Here is a 16,253-nt window from a genome sequence, read left to right on the forward strand (position 1 = left end):
TACAATTCCGGCATTCACCGAAATATTCACGAAATGTTTATATTCAACAATAGCGAAACAATTCGGGAAGGAGACCCTCTCATGACGACGATCAAGGCGGCCATCACCCAGGCCACCTGGACCGGGGACAGGGAATCGATGCTGGTCAAGCATGAGAAGTTCGTCGAAGCGGCAGCTGCCGAGGGTGTGCAGGTGATCTGCTTCCAGGAATTGTTCTACGGGCCCTACTTCGGAAATGTTCAGGACAAGAAGTACTACGAGTACGCCGAATCGGTGCCCGGTCCCACCACCGCGCGATTCGCCGAACTGGCCCGTAGGCACAATATGGTCGTCATTCTGCCGGTTTACGAGCAGGAGCAGCCCGGGGTGCTGTACAACGCGGCCGCGGTGATCGACGCGGACGGCAGCTATCTGGGCAAGTACCGCAAACACCACATCCCGAACCTGCCGGGCTTCTGGGAGAAGTTCTATTTCCGGCCCGGCAACCTCGGCTATCCGGTGTTCGACACCGCGGTCGGCCGGATCGGGGTCTACATCTGTTACGACCGCCACTTTCCCGAGGGCTGGCGGGCGTTGGGGCTGGCGGGTGCGGAGTTGGTGTTCAACCCCTCGGCGACCAAACCCGGTCTGTCCAACCGGCTCTGGGAGCTCGAGCAGCCCGCGGCCGCGGCGGCCAATCAGTACTACATCGCGGCCAACAACCGGATCGGCACGGAGAGTGAGGAATTCGGCGATTCAGCGGTGACCTTCTACGGCAGTTCGTATTTCGTGGATCCGCGCGGCAACTACGTCGGCGCGGTCGCCTCCACCGGGACCGAGGAACTCGTGATCCGCGAACTGGACCTGGACGTGGTGCGTGAGGTGCGCGGGGACTGGCAGTTCTACCGGGACCGGCGCCCGGATTCGTACGAGTCCATCGTCGCGCCCTGATCCGTTCCCGGAAGGAGTTACCCGGTATGCCAACCACTTTCATCACCGGCGGTACCGTCGTCTCGTCGACCGGCCGGATCGCCGCGGACATTCTCGTCGACGGTGAGCGGATCGCCGCGCTGCTCGAACCGGGCAGCACCGTGCTGGGCTCGGACCTCGCCCGCAGCGCGGACACGGTCATCGACGCCAGCGGTAAATACGTCGTCCCCGGCGGCATCGACGCGCACACGCACATGTCGATGCCGTTCGGGGGTACCACCGCCTCGGACGATTTCGAGACCGGCACCCGCGCCGCGGCGTGGGGCGGCACCACCACGATCATCGACTTCGCGGTGCAGAAGTTCGGGGAGCGGTTGCAGGACTGCCTGGCCACCTGGCACGAGATGGCCGCCGGGCAGTGCGCGATCGACTACGGGTTTCATCAGATCGTCGGGGATGTGAACGCGGCGTCGCTGAAGGCGCTGCGTGAGCTGCCCGGCGAGGGCATCACCAGTTACAAGTTGTTCATGGCCTATCCGGGCGTGTTCTACAGCGACGACGCGCAGATCCTGCGCGCGATGCAGACCGGCGCGGAGACCGGTCTGATGACGATGATGCACGCCGAGAACGGCCCGGCCATCGACGTGCTTGTGAGCCAACTGCTCGAGCAGGGTAAGACCGATCCGTACTACCACGGCGTCGCGCGGGTCTGGCAGCTAGAGGAGGAGGCCACCCACCGGGCGATCATGCTGGCCGATCTGACCGGCGCCCCGCTGTATGTCGTGCACGTCTCGGCGAAACAGGCCGTGGCGCAGGTGGCGGCGGCGCGGGATCGGGGCCGCAACGTGTTCGGCGAGACCTGCCCGCAGTATCTGTACCTGTCGCTCGAGGAGCAGTTGGGCGCGCCGGGTTTCGAGGGCGCCAAGTGGGTGTGCTCGACACCGCTGCGCTCGCGCGCGGAGCATCATCAGGATCATATGTGGCAGGCGTTGCGTACCAACGATATTCAGATGGTGGCCACGGACCACTGCCCGTTCTGTATGAAGGGGCAGAAGGATATGGGTGTCGGGGATTTCTCCAAGATTCCCAACGGCATCGGCTCGGTCGAGCACCGGATGGACCTGATGTATCAGGGCGTGGTCGAGGGCCGGATCAGCCTCGAGCGGTGGGTCGAGATCACCTCCACCACACCGGCGCGCATGTTCGGGCTGTATGGCCGCAAGGGCGTACTCGCGCCGGGCGCGGACGCCGACGTGGTGATCTACGACCCGAACGGCCACACCTCCATCGGCCTGGGCAAGACCCATCACATGAACATGGACCACTCCGCCTGGGAGGGGTTCGAGATCGACGGCCACGTCGACACGGTGCTCTCGCGCGGCAAGGTCGTCGTCGACGCGGGGGAGTACCTCGGCCGCAAGGGCGACGGACGCTTCGTGCGCCGGGATCCCTGTCAGTACCTGATCTAGGGAGACGGCAATGCAATTCGGAGCGGTACTGCAGTGCGACCCCCCGGCGGCGCGCACGGTGCATCTGGCGAAACTGGCCGAGGCGTACGGCTTCAGCCATGTGTGGACCTTCGATTCGCACATCCTGTGGCAAGAGCCGTACGTGCTGCACAGCCGAATCCTGAACGAGACCAAGCGAATTACGGTCGGGCCGATGGTGACCAATCCGGCCACCCGGGACTGGGCGGTGACCGCGTCCACCTTCGCCACCCTCAACGAGGCGTACGGCAACCGCACGATATGCGGTATCGGGCGCGGTGATTCGGCCGTGCGGGTCGGCGGCGGACGTCCCACCACACTCGAGACGCTGCGCGAATCGATCCATGTGATCCGCGAGCTGGCCAACTCCCGGGCCGTCGAATACGGTGGGCGCACACTGCAACTCCCGTGGAGCGTCGGCTCGCGGCTGGAGGTGTGGGTCGCGGCCTACGGTCCGAAGGCTCTGACGCTCGCGGGCGAGGTCGCCGACGGATTCATCCTGCAACTGGCCGATCCGGACATCGCCGAGTGGATGATCCGCACCGTCCGGGAGGCCGCCGCCGCGGCCGGACGCGATCCGGGCGCGGTGAAGATCTGTGTGGCCGCGCCGGCCTACATCGGGACGGACTACGCGCACATGCGCGAGCAGTGCCGCTGGTTCGGCGGCATGGTCGGCAATCACGTCGCCGACATCGTCGCCCGCTACGGCGCGAACGGACAGGTCCCTACCGCACTTACCGACTACATCGCCGGGCGGCAGGGCTACGACTACAACCTGCACGGCCGCGCGGGAAATACCCACGCGGACTTCGTCACCGACGAGGTCGTCGACCGGTTCTGCATTCTGGGCACACCCGCGGAACACCTCGCCAAGCTGCACCGGCTCGCCGAACTCGGCGTCGATCAGTTCGCCGGATACCTGCAACACGACAACAACGAGGAGACCATGCGCGTGTACGGCAACGTCGTCATCCCGCAGCTCACTCCCGCCGTGGTTGCATCGCGGGTGAAATCGTGACCGTAACTGAGAGCGATATCGACTGGCAGACATGCGATCTCGGCCAGATCCACGTCTTCTCCCGGCGGTTCACGCCGCTGATGATCGATGACGTCCGCCACATCGACCGCGAGCAGATCGGCGCTGGACCGGCCGGCACAGGATATTTCGCTGTCAGCCAGGTGCGCGATGTGCTGATTTTCCTGGCCGACAACAGGATTCACGTGGTGCAGCCGAACATGGCGACATCCCGTGAGGTGGGGAACGTGGTGGGCGTGACTCGCGAGGTATTCGACCCGCGAGCCGACGACCTCGAGATCGAGTGAGGAACTTTCATGACGGACACACAACCGGCGCCGGTGGCCGAACGTTCGGCGCTGGTCAATGCGGACCTGAAGCCCACCACCTCGGAAACCGACGCCTGGCGCACCTGGGACCTGTTCTGCCTGTGGATGACCTCGGCGCACAGCATCGGCAGCTACGGATTCGCCGTGGGCATGCTCGCCCTCGGTCTGACCGGGTGGCAGACCATGGTGGCGCTGTTCGTCGGCGTGCTGGTGCTGTGGGGCGGCAGCAATCTGATCGGCGTGGCCGGACAGCGGGTCGGGGTGCCGTTCCCGGTTTTCGCCCGCGGCGCCTTCGGGATATTCGGCGCGAATATTCCCGCGCTGCTGCGGGCGCTGGTGGCGGTGTTCTGGTACGGCATTCAGACGTATCTGGCCTCCACCGCGCTGATCGTGCTGCTGCTGCGGGTCGCACCCGGGCTGAAATCGCTGACGCAGCACAGTTTCATCGGCCTGTCGGAGCTGGGCTGGATCTCGTTCCTGGTGCTGTGGGCGGTGCAATTGCTGATCATCACCTACGGCATGGAGGTGGTGCGCCGAGTCTCGGATTTCGCGGGGCCGGTGGTGTGGATCGGCATGCTGGCGCTCGCGATCTGGATTCTCGGAAAGGCCGGTTGGAGTATCGATTTCGGGTCTCGCGCGGGTGCTGCGCTGTCGAGCGGCAAGACCGTGGCGGCGTTCGTCGGGGTCGCGTTCCTGATGGTGGCGTTCATGGCCGGGCCGCTGGTGAACTACGCCGATTTCGCGCGCTTCTCGCCCAGTAGGCAGGCCATCGTGCGCGGCAACGCGTGGGGGATTCCGTTCAACGAGACCGCCTTCGTGGTGATCTCGATCGTCATCTCGCTGGCCACGCTGAAGGTGTACGGCAAGGTGCTGACCGATCCGGTGGAACTGGTCGCTCACATCCACAGCAATACGATCGTCGTCATCGCCGCGGCGGTGTTCGCCATCGCGACGGTAGGCATCAACGTTGTGCTGAACTTCGTCTCCCCGTCCTACGACATCTCCAACACCGCACCGAAATACATCTCGTTCCGCACCGGCGGCATCATCACCGCCGTGCTGTCGATCCTGGTCCTGCCCTGGAAGCTGTGGGCGAACCAGAATTTCATCGTCTACTTCCTCGGCGGCGTCGGCGCCCTGATGGGCCCGGTGTTCGGCATCCTGATCGTCGACTACTACCTCATCCGCCGCCAGCGGACCGTGGTAACCGACCTGTATTCCGAAGCGCCCCAAGGCACTTACCACTACACCCGCGGCTTCAACCCCCGCGCCCTGACCGCCCTGGTGATCTCGGGTGTGGTCGGAGTACTGGTTGCCCTGATCCCGCACTCCCAGTATATAACCGCCCTGTCCTGGCCTGTCGGCGTCATTCTCGGCGGCGGACTGATGTACGCCCTGAGCATCGGAAAGCGTTCCGCGAAAAAGTAATTAGATTCCAGTCGCCGATAAAGAGGAGATGCGGCATGCCGCGGACTGCACTTCTGTAAGATACGCAGTAGAAGCCTCACTGCTCCGGTTTGGGTGGCCAAGTCTCATCATCATATTCAGCGGTGGGTTCGAGGTAGTATGACCGCGACGGATCGAACGGAATATCTATACCTGCACGATGAGAGATTGCACTGATTTGATCGGCATTCAATCTGTATACGTATACAAGGTCCTCGAGAGGAATGCCGAGCAGCTCACATGCAAAGTTATATCCGATTGGCGTCACATCGATCTCGCTGACCAGCTGTTCAGATGCCTTGTCGTAGGCGGTGACTTCGAACCTCATGGCTCAACCTTTCTCGTCTTGTCGGCTGGTTTGGTCTGAACTCCTGTGTCAGGATCGTACTCACCAAGGTGTTTGCCGTTTTTGCTGTACATTTCTACCGTTTTATGTTGATAATCCCACTCGTATATCCTTCCCTTTGGATCCTTCCACCGCGGTCGAAGTTTACCTCCGCCCTGGACCGGAGTTTTCATGTCCACCTTTTTGGCATCGGGGAATGCTTTCAGGGCCTTGGGGGCTGGTTTGCGCTCGACTGGGCCTCGTCCTCCAGGGCTCTTGCGGGCCATCGGCGACACCATATTGCCCTGAACGTCGCGAGCCGAGTCCGTAATGCCGCCCGCCGCTAGGCCCACACCCGCCGCGATAACTCCTGCTGAAGCGATGTTGGTCGGAACGCCGAGCGCCGCTCCCAGACCCGTAGCATCAAGTCCCGTTCCCAGGATCTCGCCGCCGCCACCCAATGTCGTCAGAGCGAAACCGGCGACCGTCGTGGCGATATCAGTTCCCATACGCAATGGATCGTGCTGGATCGCATTACCGTAAGAAGCGACCACATTGACCAGCTCCGCTGCCACATTGTAGAGAACGATTCCCACATATCGCGCGGCATCGGAAGCAATTTTTTCGACCTTCTCCGCCTCGGAGGCGATAATGCTGCCGAGCGCATCGGCTTCGGATCCGAAATTGTCGAGTATCGTGCGGATTTCATCCGCTACGCCGCTGTGATCACCTTCGATCAGGTGAATCACACCCGAAATCAATGAGGACGGGTGTGTGACCTTTGCTGTGAGCTGCGCCAACGCCTCGTCGACATCGTCCAAGTGCTGTGCGTGCTGCTCGAGCTGCGCCGCAAGATTCGTGCAGGAGCTTGCCGTATTTGTCAACCAGGCAGCGATAGAGGTAATCGAATCACAGATATCCCCTCCCTCGGGAATATTCTGTGCGGCGACGTTCGCTTTGGGGGCGCCGAGACTTGCCGAGTTGCTACTGCATGTCGCTCCCATCGAACGCCATGCCGTGGCAGCGGTGCGCAATTTGCTTTGGTCGCCATTCGGGCAAACCATGCCGGCGAGCAATTCTGCGGTTCGCGCGAATATAGACTCACCTACGCCGCCCTCGCTCGAAGGGGGATACTTGACCTGGATCTGCGGGGTTTCAGCTGGGAATGGAATCGGGCAACTCTCGCTAGTGCCCATATCGGATGCCGCATTGGCGTTGCCGTGATTTGCTCCGCACGCCTTGACGGCGTCACCGATACGTGCCGTGCCATTCACAATATTCGTCAACGCCAGCATGAGTGCGTTCGTCGTCTTGTTGACGGATTTCGCCAGCACGACGCCGGACGGATCGTTGCCGCACATGCCGCCACAAGTCGACAGACTCGTCTGAAGAGCTGTCAGCTGGGTAGAGACTCCGCTGGACACCGTATTCAGGGAAGAGCCTGCACTGGTGAGTGCATCAGGCGATACATCGACCGGCGGGCTCATATATCGAACATTCCCTTATTGCCTTTCAATGCGGTGCCGTAATTGCCGTGAGCGGTCCGGGCGGCGGTCTCGATGGAATTCAGGCCGTCTCGAATCTCCGTGGCCGCCGCGCTCCATTCCTGGTGTGCTGACGAATACGCTGATGAGGCTTCACCCGACCACGATTGCGTCAATTGATCAGCACACTTGTCTAATTCCGAAAGGTGCTCGGTTAGGAGTTCGGCGAATGCTTTGATTCTAACGGTCACCTGATCCAGATGATCCAGGTCGACGGAGAAGTCGGCGCTACTCATGGCAAGTCCAATGAACTTATCGAAGATGCGAAATTCGTGTCGGTCTGCGAGAAGTTGTCTGCGGTGATCCCGAGCTTTGTGGCCAGCTCGAACAACGCATCCCACGTGTCCGCCGCCCCAGCGTGTAGCTCGCTCCACCCTGCCTGATAGGAACTCGACGCAGTACCTGTCCAACTGGTGCCCAGATTCCGCACCTCGGTGTTGAGCGTTGCCGCGGCGGACCGAAGTTCCGAGGCCAGGCGATACGCCATACGGCCGAATTCCCTCACATCTTCCGGAACGACATCGAAAGCGCTGCCAGCGGTTCCCTCTGATTGTGCCATGATGATTCTCCCCCTCGATATCGCTGTGGCAGAATATCTTTCAGCTCTTGTGAGCATACTCGCCTCGAGAAGCTCGAGGCGTCCTTCGATCAGAGGGCCGGATCAGGGCGACGATCCTACCCGGCGGTGTCGGATTAGTATGCCGCACAAAACCATTCGGACCCGCTCACGATGAGCGGGTCCGAATTCACAGCGAAAGGGCTACTACGGCACGCGACGGACAGCGCCCTTGTCGGCCGACGTCGCCAACGCGGCGTAGGCGCGCAGCGCGGTGGTGATCGGGCGATCGCGGGCGACCGGCTGCCAAGGACGTTCGCGCGCATCCATTTTCGCGCGACGTTCGGCGAGCACCTCGTCGGAGACGAGCAGTTCCAGCGCGCGGGTGTGCACGTCGACGCGGATGCGGTCGCCGTCCTCGATCAGGCCGATGGTGCCGCCGCTGGCCGCCTCGGGGGAGATGTGGCCGATCGACAGGCCCGAGGTGCCGCCGGAGAAGCGGCCGTCGGTGATCAGCGCGCAGACTTTGCCCAGGCCCAGGCCCTTCAGGAACGAGGTGGGATGCAGCATTTCCTGCATGCCGGGACCGCCCGCGGGGCCCTCGTACCGGATGACGACGACGTCGCCGGGGGTGATCTTCTTGCCGAGGATGGCCGAGACCGCGTCCTCCTGGGATTCGAGCACCACGGCCGGACCCTCGAAGGTGAACAGGTCCTCATCGATGCCCGCGGTCTTGAGGATCGCGCCGTCGGGGGCGATATTGCCCTTGAGCACGCACAGCCCGCCCTCGACCGTGTACGCGTGCGCGAGATCGCGGATGCAGCCGCCCTCGGCGTCGGTGTCCAGCGAGGACCAGCGGTTGTTCGTGGAGAACGGCACCGTCGTGCGCACCCCGCCGGGCGCGGCGTGGAACAGCTCGAGCGCCTCGTCGGACGCCTTGCCCGAGCGGATGTCCCAGGTGTCCAGCCATTCGTCGAAGCTGCGGGTGTGCACGGTGGAGACGTCGGTCTCCAGCAGTCCCGCGCGACGCAACTCACCGAGGATGGCGGGGATGCCACCGGCGCGGTGCACGTCTTCCATGTGGTAATCGGAGTTGGGGGAGACCTTCGACAGGCATGGCACGCGACGCGAGATCTCGTCGATGGTGCCCAGATCGAAGTCGATCTCACCCTCCTGTGCGGCGGCGAGGGTGTGCAGCACCGTGTTGGTGGAACCGCCCATGGCCACGTCCAGGGCCATCGCGTTGCGGAAAGCCTTGGCGTTGGCGATGTTTCGCGGCAGGACCGAGGCGTCGTCCTCGCGGTACCAGCGGTTGGCGGCCTCGACGACGGCGGTCCCGGCCCGCTCGAACAGCGCGCGACGGGCGGCGTGGGTGGCCAGCGTGGAGCCGTTGCCCGGCAGGGCCAGGCCCAGCGCCTCGGTCAGGCAGTTCATCGAGTTGGCGGTGAACATGCCCGAACAGGAACCGCAGGTCGGGCAGGCGCTGCGCTCGACCTCGGACAGGCCCTCGTCGTCCACGGCGCTCGACGCGCTCGCGGAGATGGCGGTGATCAGGTCGGTCGGCGCCTGCGCGACACCGCCGACGACCACCGCCTTACCGGCCTCCATCGGACCGCCGGAGACGAACACCGTCGGGACGTTCAGGCGCATCGCGGCATTGAGCATGCCGGGGGTGATCTTGTCGCAGTTGGAGATGCACACCAGCGCGTCGGCGGTGTGCGCGTTGACCATGTACTCCACCGAATCGGCGATGATCTCGCGGCTGGGCAGCGAGTAGAGCATGCCGCCGTGACCCATCGCGATGCCGTCGTCCACGGCGATGGTGTGGAATTCGCGCGGTACGCCGCCCGCGGCCCGGACCGCGTCCGCCACGATCTCGCCGACGTCCTTCAGATGCACGTGGCCGGGAACGAACTGGGTGTACGAGTTCGCGATAGCGACGATCGGCTTACCGAAATCGGAGTCGGTGAGGCCGGTGGCCCGCCACAGCGCGCGTGCGCCTGCGGCATTGCGGCCGGCCGTGGTGGTACGTGAACGAAGCGGTGGCATAGGTGTCGGGTCCTCGAATCTCGTCGCGGGGGCTGTTCGGCGACTGGTGACTGCCTGGACGGCCCTTTTACGGTACTCCCGAGTGAGGAGGATGTGATGCGCCGGTGGGCGACTTCGCGGCCCGCGACATTGTTGTATCGCGATCGACCGATTTCTGTACTAGCACACAACCGGCGGCCGATATTCCCGCGACATCAGCGGACGTGTCGGGTCCGCTCGGACTCGGCGGTGACCTCGGTCGTGTGGGTGATCTCGGTCTCGTCGCCGGTCTTCTCGGCCGCCTCGTCCTGTTCCCTCGCGGCCTCGGCGCGGGCCTTGGCCTCGGCCTCCTCGGCCGCCGCGAACGGGTCCGGGATGCGCCCTCCGCTGGCCTCGATCAGGATGCGCAACCGGTCGTACCCGACCGCGGGCAGCGGCACCTCCGCCCCGTCGGACAGATGCGCGCGCACATAACCACGCTTCGGAATGCTCACGCCCTGCACCTGTGACCAGTCGATATGCCGGGAACCGAAGAACGTCCGCAGATCCAGCCCGGATGCGGACACCTTCGTGCGCGTGCGCTCGATCCAGATCGCGACGGCGATCGGAATCACGAACAGCACCCACAGCACCTGGGGCCAGCCGAAGAAGGCGAATGCCACACAGAACAGCAGTACGAACACGGCGAGATGACCTAGGCGCGGGTTTCTGATCACCCGACCCGTATCGGCTGCCTGGTCGGTGGTGTGGGACGATCGAGCAGGTGGCACGGACTGATGCGACGAGGACACACCCCCATCCTCGCATCACGGCAATCGGACACAGATTCAGCCCTGTCTCACATGATGGGACACCCATGTCAAGGAATTTGACTCAACGCCTCACGCCCACATACCGTCGAGCGCGTGAATCGAATCGAGCTCCTCGTAATCGGCCGGCGCGTCCAGCGCTGAGACTGATTACTTCAGCTCGTAGCTGCGACGCGCCACCCTCGATCAGCCATCGGCTGTCGGGGGCTTTTTTGTGTTCAGGCCAGTTCCGCTAGAGATGACAAGCAGTAAAGGATCAAGACGGTGAGCGCACCTACCGCACGCCCCGGGCCCTCGGCCCGCAGGCCCGCGCCCTCGGCCAATCAGCCGACATCCGCGACTACTGCCGCACCGAATCGCCGCCAGGTCCCGCCCGAGCGGGTCACCGGCGCGCAGTCGGTCGTCCGCTCCCTCGAGGAGCTCGGCGTCGAGACGGTCTTCGGTATTCCAGGCGGTGCGGTACTGCCTCTCTACGACCCGCTCTTCGATTCCACCAAGGTCCGTCACGTGCTGGTCCGGCACGAGCAGGGCGCGGGTCACGCCGCGACCGGATACGCCCAGGCCACCGGCAAGGTCGGTGTGTGCATGGCGACATCCGGTCCGGGCGCGACCAACCTCGTGACCCCGATCGCCGACGCGCAGATGGACTCGGTGCCGCTGGTCGCGATCACCGGTCAGGTGGGTCGCGGGCTGATCGGCACCGACGCCTTCCAGGAGGCGGACATCTCCGGTATCACCATGCCGGTCACCAAGCACAACTTCCTGGTCAACGATGCGCTCGACATCCCGCGGATGATCGCCGAGGCATTCCACCTCGCCTCGACGGGCCGTCCCGGCGCGGTGCTGGTCGACATCCCCAAGGACGTGCTGCAAGCGCAGACCCTGTTCAGCTGGCCGCCGGAGATGCGGTTGCCCGGCTACCGCCCGGTGACCAAACCGCACGGTAAGCAGGTGCGCGAGGCCGCCCGGATGATCCTGGACTCGAAGTCCCCGGTGCTGTACGTCGGCGGCGGCGTGATCAAGGCCGAGGCCTCGGCGGAACTGCTGGAACTGGCCGAGCTGACCGGCATCCCGGTCGTCACGACGCTGATGGCGCGCGGCGCGTTCCCGGACAGCCACCGGCTCAACATGGGTATGCCCGGAATGCACGGAACCGTGGGAGCCGTTGCGGCACTGCAGAAGTCGGATCTGCTGATCACGCTCGGCGCGCGTTTCGACGACCGCGTCACCGGCCAGCTCGATTCGTTCGCCCCGAACGCCAAGGTGATCCACGCCGATATCGACCCCGCGGAGATCGGCAAGAACCGGCACGCGGACGTGCCGATCGTGGGCGACTGCCGCGAGGTGATCACCGAGCTGATCGAGACGCTCAAGGCCGATCCCGCGCACTCGACCGCGAAAAACACCGCGCTGCTCGAGCTTTCGGAGTGGTGGAGCTACCTCGACGGTATCCGCGAGGCCTATCCGCTGGGCTGGACCCCGTCCTCCGACGGTTCGCTGTCCCCGGAATTCGTCATCGAGAAGCTCGGCCAGCTCGCCGGTCCGGACGCGATCTACGTCGCCGGCGTCGGCCAGCACCAGATGTGGGCCGCGCAGTTCATCAAGTACGAGAAGCCCCGCACCTGGCTCAATTCGGGCGGTCTGGGCACCATGGGTTACGCCGTTCCGGCGGCCATGGGCGCGAAGATGGGCGCGCCGGACAAAGAGGTGTGGGCGGTCGACGGTGACGGCTGTTTCCAGATGACCAATCAGGAGCTGGCCACCTGCGCGGTGGAGGGCGTGCCGATCAAGGTCGCGCTGATCAACAACGGCAACCTCGGCATGGTCCGGCAGTGGCAGACGCTGTTCTACGAGCAGCGCTACTCCAACACCGATCTGGGCACGCACACCCTGCGCATCCCCGACTTCGTCAAGCTCGCCGAAGCGCTGGGCTGCCACGGCATCCGCGTGGAGAAGGAAGAGGATGTAGAAGCCGCGATCCGCGAGGCGCAGTCGATCAACGACCGTCCCGTGGTGATCGACTTCATCGTCGGCAAGGACGCGCAGGTGTGGCCGATGGTCGCCGCCGGTACCTCCAACGACGAGATCATGGCAGCTCGCGGTATCCGCCCGCTGTTCGACGACGACGAAGCGGCCGCGGAGCCCTCGGTGATCCACGAGGCGATGGCGCACGACCAGGCGCAGGATCGGGCCGCGCAGAATGGGGACCAGTAGATGAGTACCACCCACACACTGAGCGTGCTGGTGGAGGACAAGCCCGGCGTGCTGGCCCGGGTGGCGAGCCTGTTCTCCCGGCGCGGATTCAACATCGAATCCCTCGCGGTCGGCGGCACCGAACTGCCGGACGTCTCGCGGATGACGATCGTGGTGACGGTCGAGGACCTGCCGCTCGAGCAGGTGACCAAGCAGCTCAACAAGCTGGTGAACGTCATCAAGATCGTGGAGCAGGACGCGGACAACTCGGTGGCTCGCGAGCTGATCCTGGTCAAGGTGCGCGCCGATTCGAGTGTGCGCACCCAGGTCATCGAAGCGGTGAATCTGTTCCGCGCCAAGGTGATCGACGTCTCGCCCGATGCGCTGACCGTCGAGGCGACCGGCACCCGGTCCAAACTCGACGCGCTGCTGCGGATGCTGGAACCGTACGGCATCCGCGAAATCGTGCAGTCCGGCGTGGTGGCGGTGGGCCGCGGGCCCAAATCGATCACCGCGACCCGCTGACCTACGCCGTACCCGGGTGGTAGCCGACGGGCGCTGCATCCACGCCGCACCGCGAGGACTAGGGTTGTCGTCGGTCGAATAGGTCGGCGCAACTGCTTTTCCCCGCTGGCGCGGGGTCCGATCGAAATTGATGCATTGAATTGAATGCGCCTCGTGGCGCGTGTACCGAACACACTCCCCGGCATGCCCGGGGATCATCCGCGAAGGGATACAACCAGTGGCTATCGAGCTGTTCTACGACGACGACGCCGACCTGTCGATCATCCAGGGACGCAAGGTCGCCGTCATCGGCTATGGCTCGCAGGGGCACGCGCACTCGCTGAGCCTGCGCGACTCCGGCGTCGAGGTCCGCATCGGCCTGAAGGAGGGCTCGAAGTCGCGGGTCAAGGCCGAAGAGGCCGGTCTGACGGTCGGCACCCCCGCCGAGGTCTCCGAGTGGGCCGACGTGATCATGCTGCTCGCTCCCGACACCGCGCAGGCGTCGATCTTCACCAACGACATCGAGCCGCACCTGAAGGACGGCGACGCGCTGTTCTTCGGCCACGGCCTGAACATCCACTTCGGCCTGATCAAGGCTCCGGGCAACGTCACCGTCGGCATGGTCGCCCCGAAGGGCCCCGGCCACCTGGTGCGTCGCCAGTTCGTCGACGGCAAGGGCGTGCCCTGCCTGATCGCCGTGGACCAGGACCCCAAGGGCGAGGGCCAGGCCCTGTCGCTGTCCTACGCGAAGGCCATCGGCGGCGCCCGCGCGGGCGTCATCAAGACCACCTTCAAGGAGGAGACCGAGACCGACCTGTTCGGTGAGCAGGCCGTACTCTGCGGTGGCACCGAGGAACTGGTCAAGACCGGTTTCGAGGTCATGGTCGAGGCCGGTTACGCGCCGGAGATGGCGTACTTCGAGGTGCTGCACGAGCTGAAGCTGATCGTCGACCTGATGTACGAGGGCGGCATCGCCCGGATGAACTACTCGGTCTCCGACACCGCCGAGTTCGGTGGCTACCTCTCGGGCCCGCGCGTCATCGACGCGAGCACCAAGGAGCGCATGAAGGAGATCCTGAAGGACATCCAGGACGGCACCTTCGTCAAGCGCCTGGTCGCCAACGTCGAGGGCGGCAACAAGGAACTCGAGTCCCTGCGCAAGGCCAACGCCGAGCACCCCATCGAGGTCACCGGCGCCAAGCTGCGCGGCCTGATGAGCTGGGTCGACCGGCCGATCACCGAGACCGCGTAAGGTTTTCGCATCCGCTGTGGCCCGGCACCTTCGAAAGGTGCCGGGCCGCAGTGCGTTTCGGGGCATCCCGCTTGGCGGGAGATCACCGAGATCGCGATATTCCTGTGCGACAGCGGCTTTCGGGCCCAATGTGCCTACCGGTTGTCCGTACGCGAGTTCTGTCGCGGCTCACCGAAGAGTACGGTGGGCCGCGTCTTCCGTCCGCAGCGGCCCGATCTACGCATTTTCCGACGGGCAGACAGAGGCGATCCGGATTGCCGGTAGCGGCGAGTTCCCCGACGAGTACGGCTTCCGGTATGGCCACAGGACAGGATTGACGCTCAGTTGTCGTAGGGCAGCAGAACGAAGTTACTGAAGCCCCAAAGCGGTCGCAAGGCTCGAAAATGTCGCTGATCGAGAGTCATGATTCGGTCGGTGCGCTCCCGGTCGGCAATGACGACATTGGACGCATCGGCGATGCCTATGTAACCGTCGTCGTACTTTCCGGTGATCGCGAGCGCCGCCGCGTGCTGATTGGCTGTCCATTCCGCGAGTTCATAGGCCCCGGCCGCCACATCGCCGGCGAAGTCGCGGGCGGCTCGGGACCCCAATCGGGCGTAAAGCATGTAGTCGGCCTCGGCGACCACGAATGGGGATACGACGAGGTGCTCATCCCCGCTACCGACGATCCGAGCCAGCTGAGCGTGCTCCTCATAAGACTCGTCGAAGAGTGCGAGAATCGCACTGGTGTCGACTACGGTGGCCGTCACCAGGCCCCGAATCCTTGGCCGAGCTGCCGGTCGATCTCTTCGGCCGAGAGTGGGCGATCGCTGCGGTAGCCCCCGATGGTCGGCTTCGGTTGAGCTGCGGCTGTGTCCAGAAGCTGGTCGAGTGCCTGCGCGAGAGTGACTCCCTTGGAAGCCGCGACTCGTTGCAGTCGGTCGCGAACCACTTTCGGTACCTTGATGGTTGTCAGATCGGACATACTTTGAGTATACCGGAATATATTGGGTATCCCATTCGCCTGTGATGCAGGAGGATAGATGTTCGATAGTGATGGTGCGAAGATCGGAGGAGATGGTCGCGCGTCGCGATGCGTTCCTCGATGAGTTGACTGATTCGGCGAAGGATGAGACACAGCCGGGTAGTGAAACATCCAGGGACTGAACAGGTTCCGTGGTTCGGGTCGAGATGTCAGCAGAGCACGCTGATGAAGACCCGCCGCTCGGCCGGACCGGTGGTGTGCACGGCGACGCGTCGTGCCGGAATCGCGTGGGCGTCTTCGACACTGACGTTGCCGTCGTCGGTTTTCAGGACGTCGGCCACCGCCCCGGCATCCTTGAAGTAGCCGGGAATGTCGAGCGGCACCCCGGCATTGAACTGCCCGAGCCCGGACTGCTGCCGAAAAGCATCCAGCTGATCCAGCGGAATGTCGACGACCGCCCACAGCGTCTGCCCGGATCCGAAAAGCGCCCCCGACTTGTCCGCGACCACATGGGGCGGACTGGCAAAGTGGATTTTCCCGCACTTGGCCATCGCATCCAAGGTCGATGTATCGCCGGACGAGCACCCGGCCAGAACGGTCACCGCCCCCAGCAGACCCACGAGACCAGCGTTCCCTAGAGCGCCTCTGCGCGAAAACATGCTCAGAGCGGCCCTTCCCATGACATGGGTTGTGAGTATGCGCTCGTCGTATTGCCGCGAACGCGAAAGCTTCTCGCCCAGCCTGCCTCTTCGAGCTGTCTCATGTCCCGGTCCACGTTCGTCTTGAATGACTTCTCCAAATCCATTGTGAAAGTGCGGTCCTGATCGAAGTTGTAGTAATCGTAGAAGTAGGCCGCGAACTTGATCATGCCGTGGAGTCCCTTGCCGTCTTC

18 protein-coding genes are annotated in these 16,253 nt (G+C 64.0%); 8 read left to right on the top strand and 10 right to left on the bottom strand.

Features of this window, described 5'->3' with window-relative positions:
- The first annotated feature begins 81 nt into the window (after positions 1-81).
- Genes NM2_RS11640 through NM2_RS11660 form a run of 5 tightly spaced genes read left to right on the top strand, consistent with a single transcriptional unit; the run spans position 82 to position 5,168 of the window.
- Positions 82-930: a nitrilase-related carbon-nitrogen hydrolase gene (locus tag NM2_RS11640; protein ID WP_067667502.1), complete on the top strand. Its 849-nt coding sequence runs from the start codon at positions 82-84 to the stop codon at positions 928-930.
- A 26-nt stretch (positions 931-956) separates the two neighbouring features.
- Complete coding sequence (hydA, locus tag NM2_RS11645) at positions 957-2,378, top strand: dihydropyrimidinase (RefSeq protein ID WP_067667504.1); 1,422 nt, start codon at positions 957-959, stop codon at positions 2,376-2,378.
- A 10-nt stretch (positions 2,379-2,388) separates the two neighbouring features.
- The gene (locus tag NM2_RS11650; protein WP_067667506.1) at positions 2,389-3,414 is read left to right on the top strand and encodes a TIGR03842 family LLM class F420-dependent oxidoreductase; all 1,026 of its coding nucleotides are present in this window, start codon (positions 2,389-2,391) and stop codon (positions 3,412-3,414) included.
- Positions 3,411-3,719: a hypothetical protein gene (locus tag NM2_RS11655; RefSeq protein WP_067667508.1), complete on the top strand. Its 309-nt coding sequence runs from the start codon at positions 3,411-3,413 to the stop codon at positions 3,717-3,719. The genes NM2_RS11650 and NM2_RS11655 overlap by 4 nt, the downstream gene beginning before the upstream one ends.
- Positions 3,720-3,728: 9 nt before the next feature.
- Positions 3,729-5,168 (top strand): NCS1 family nucleobase:cation symporter-1, encoded by a 1,440-nt coding sequence (locus NM2_RS11660; RefSeq protein WP_067667510.1) that lies wholly within the window; start codon positions 3,729-3,731, stop codon positions 5,166-5,168.
- A 76-nt stretch (positions 5,169-5,244) separates the two neighbouring features.
- On the opposite strand, the gene NM2_RS48935 is transcribed toward NM2_RS11660, so the two are convergent.
- The 6 genes from NM2_RS48935 to NM2_RS11690 all read right to left on the bottom strand — a co-directional run bounded on the left by NM2_RS48935 (position 5,245) and on the right by NM2_RS11690 (position 10,322).
- Positions 5,245-5,514 (bottom strand): DUF7683 domain-containing protein, encoded by a 270-nt coding sequence (locus tag NM2_RS48935; RefSeq protein WP_157121041.1) that lies wholly within the window; start codon positions 5,512-5,514, stop codon positions 5,245-5,247.
- Complete coding sequence (locus NM2_RS47400; protein WP_218025895.1) at positions 5,511-6,998, bottom strand: colicin E3/pyocin S6 family cytotoxin; 1,488 nt, start codon at positions 6,996-6,998, stop codon at positions 5,511-5,513. The genes NM2_RS48935 and NM2_RS47400 overlap by 4 nt, the downstream gene beginning before the upstream one ends.
- Positions 6,995-7,291, bottom strand: a complete 297-nt coding sequence (locus NM2_RS11675) for a WXG100 family type VII secretion target (protein ID WP_067667517.1) — start codon at positions 7,289-7,291, stop codon at positions 6,995-6,997. The genes NM2_RS47400 and NM2_RS11675 overlap by 4 nt, the downstream gene beginning before the upstream one ends.
- The gene (locus NM2_RS11680; protein ID WP_067667519.1) at positions 7,288-7,614 is read right to left on the bottom strand and encodes a WXG100 family type VII secretion target; all 327 of its coding nucleotides are present in this window, start codon (positions 7,612-7,614) and stop codon (positions 7,288-7,290) included. The genes NM2_RS11675 and NM2_RS11680 overlap by 4 nt, the downstream gene beginning before the upstream one ends.
- Positions 7,615-7,818: 204 nt before the next feature.
- Positions 7,819-9,660 carry a dihydroxy-acid dehydratase gene (gene ilvD, locus NM2_RS11685; protein WP_067667521.1) on the bottom strand — a complete coding sequence of 614 codons (1,842 nt, stop codon included), beginning with the start codon at positions 9,658-9,660 and terminating at the stop codon, positions 7,819-7,821.
- 194 nt (positions 9,661-9,854) lie between these two features.
- A complete protein-coding gene (locus tag NM2_RS11690) occupies positions 9,855-10,322 on the bottom strand; it encodes a PH domain-containing protein (RefSeq protein ID WP_245717962.1) in 468 nt (155 codons plus the stop codon).
- 390 nt (positions 10,323-10,712) lie between these two features.
- Here NM2_RS11690 and NM2_RS11695 point away from each other — a divergent pair, with 390 nt between their 5' ends.
- The 3 genes from NM2_RS11695 to ilvC all read left to right on the top strand — a co-directional run bounded on the left by NM2_RS11695 (position 10,713) and on the right by ilvC (position 14,397).
- Positions 10,713-12,662 carry an acetolactate synthase large subunit gene (locus NM2_RS11695; RefSeq protein ID WP_067667525.1) on the top strand — a complete coding sequence of 650 codons (1,950 nt, stop codon included), beginning with the start codon at positions 10,713-10,715 and terminating at the stop codon, positions 12,660-12,662.
- On the top strand, positions 12,663-13,166 hold the full coding sequence (ilvN, locus tag NM2_RS11700; RefSeq protein ID WP_067667526.1) for an acetolactate synthase small subunit: 504 nt from the start codon (positions 12,663-12,665) through the stop codon (positions 13,164-13,166).
- Between the two features lie 217 nt (positions 13,167-13,383).
- Positions 13,384-14,397 (top strand): ketol-acid reductoisomerase, encoded by a 1,014-nt coding sequence (gene ilvC / locus NM2_RS11705; protein WP_067667527.1) that lies wholly within the window; start codon positions 13,384-13,386, stop codon positions 14,395-14,397.
- Positions 14,398-14,717: 320 nt separating this feature from the next.
- Here the strand turns inward: ilvC and NM2_RS50180 are convergent, their stop codons facing one another.
- From NM2_RS50180 to NM2_RS11725, 4 genes are all read right to left on the bottom strand, one after another.
- A complete protein-coding gene (locus NM2_RS50180; protein ID WP_067667531.1) occupies positions 14,718-15,146 on the bottom strand; it encodes a PIN domain-containing protein in 429 nt (142 codons plus the stop codon).
- A complete protein-coding gene (locus NM2_RS50185; RefSeq protein ID WP_067667533.1) occupies positions 15,143-15,361 on the bottom strand; it encodes a hypothetical protein in 219 nt (72 codons plus the stop codon). The genes NM2_RS50180 and NM2_RS50185 overlap by 4 nt, the downstream gene beginning before the upstream one ends.
- Positions 15,362-15,570: 209 nt before the next feature.
- Positions 15,571-15,981: a hypothetical protein gene (locus NM2_RS11720; protein ID WP_067667535.1), complete on the bottom strand. Its 411-nt coding sequence runs from the start codon at positions 15,979-15,981 to the stop codon at positions 15,571-15,573.
- Between the two features lie 41 nt (positions 15,982-16,022).
- Positions 16,023-16,253, bottom strand: a 231-nt coding sequence (locus NM2_RS11725) for a hypothetical protein (RefSeq protein ID WP_218025896.1), incomplete at its 5' end; no start/stop codon positions are given.

It is taken from the genome of Nocardia miyunensis NBRC 108239 (assembly GCF_001613065.1).
In the GTDB taxonomy this organism is placed as follows: Bacteria; Actinomycetota; Actinomycetes; order Mycobacteriales; family Mycobacteriaceae; genus Nocardia; species Nocardia miyunensis.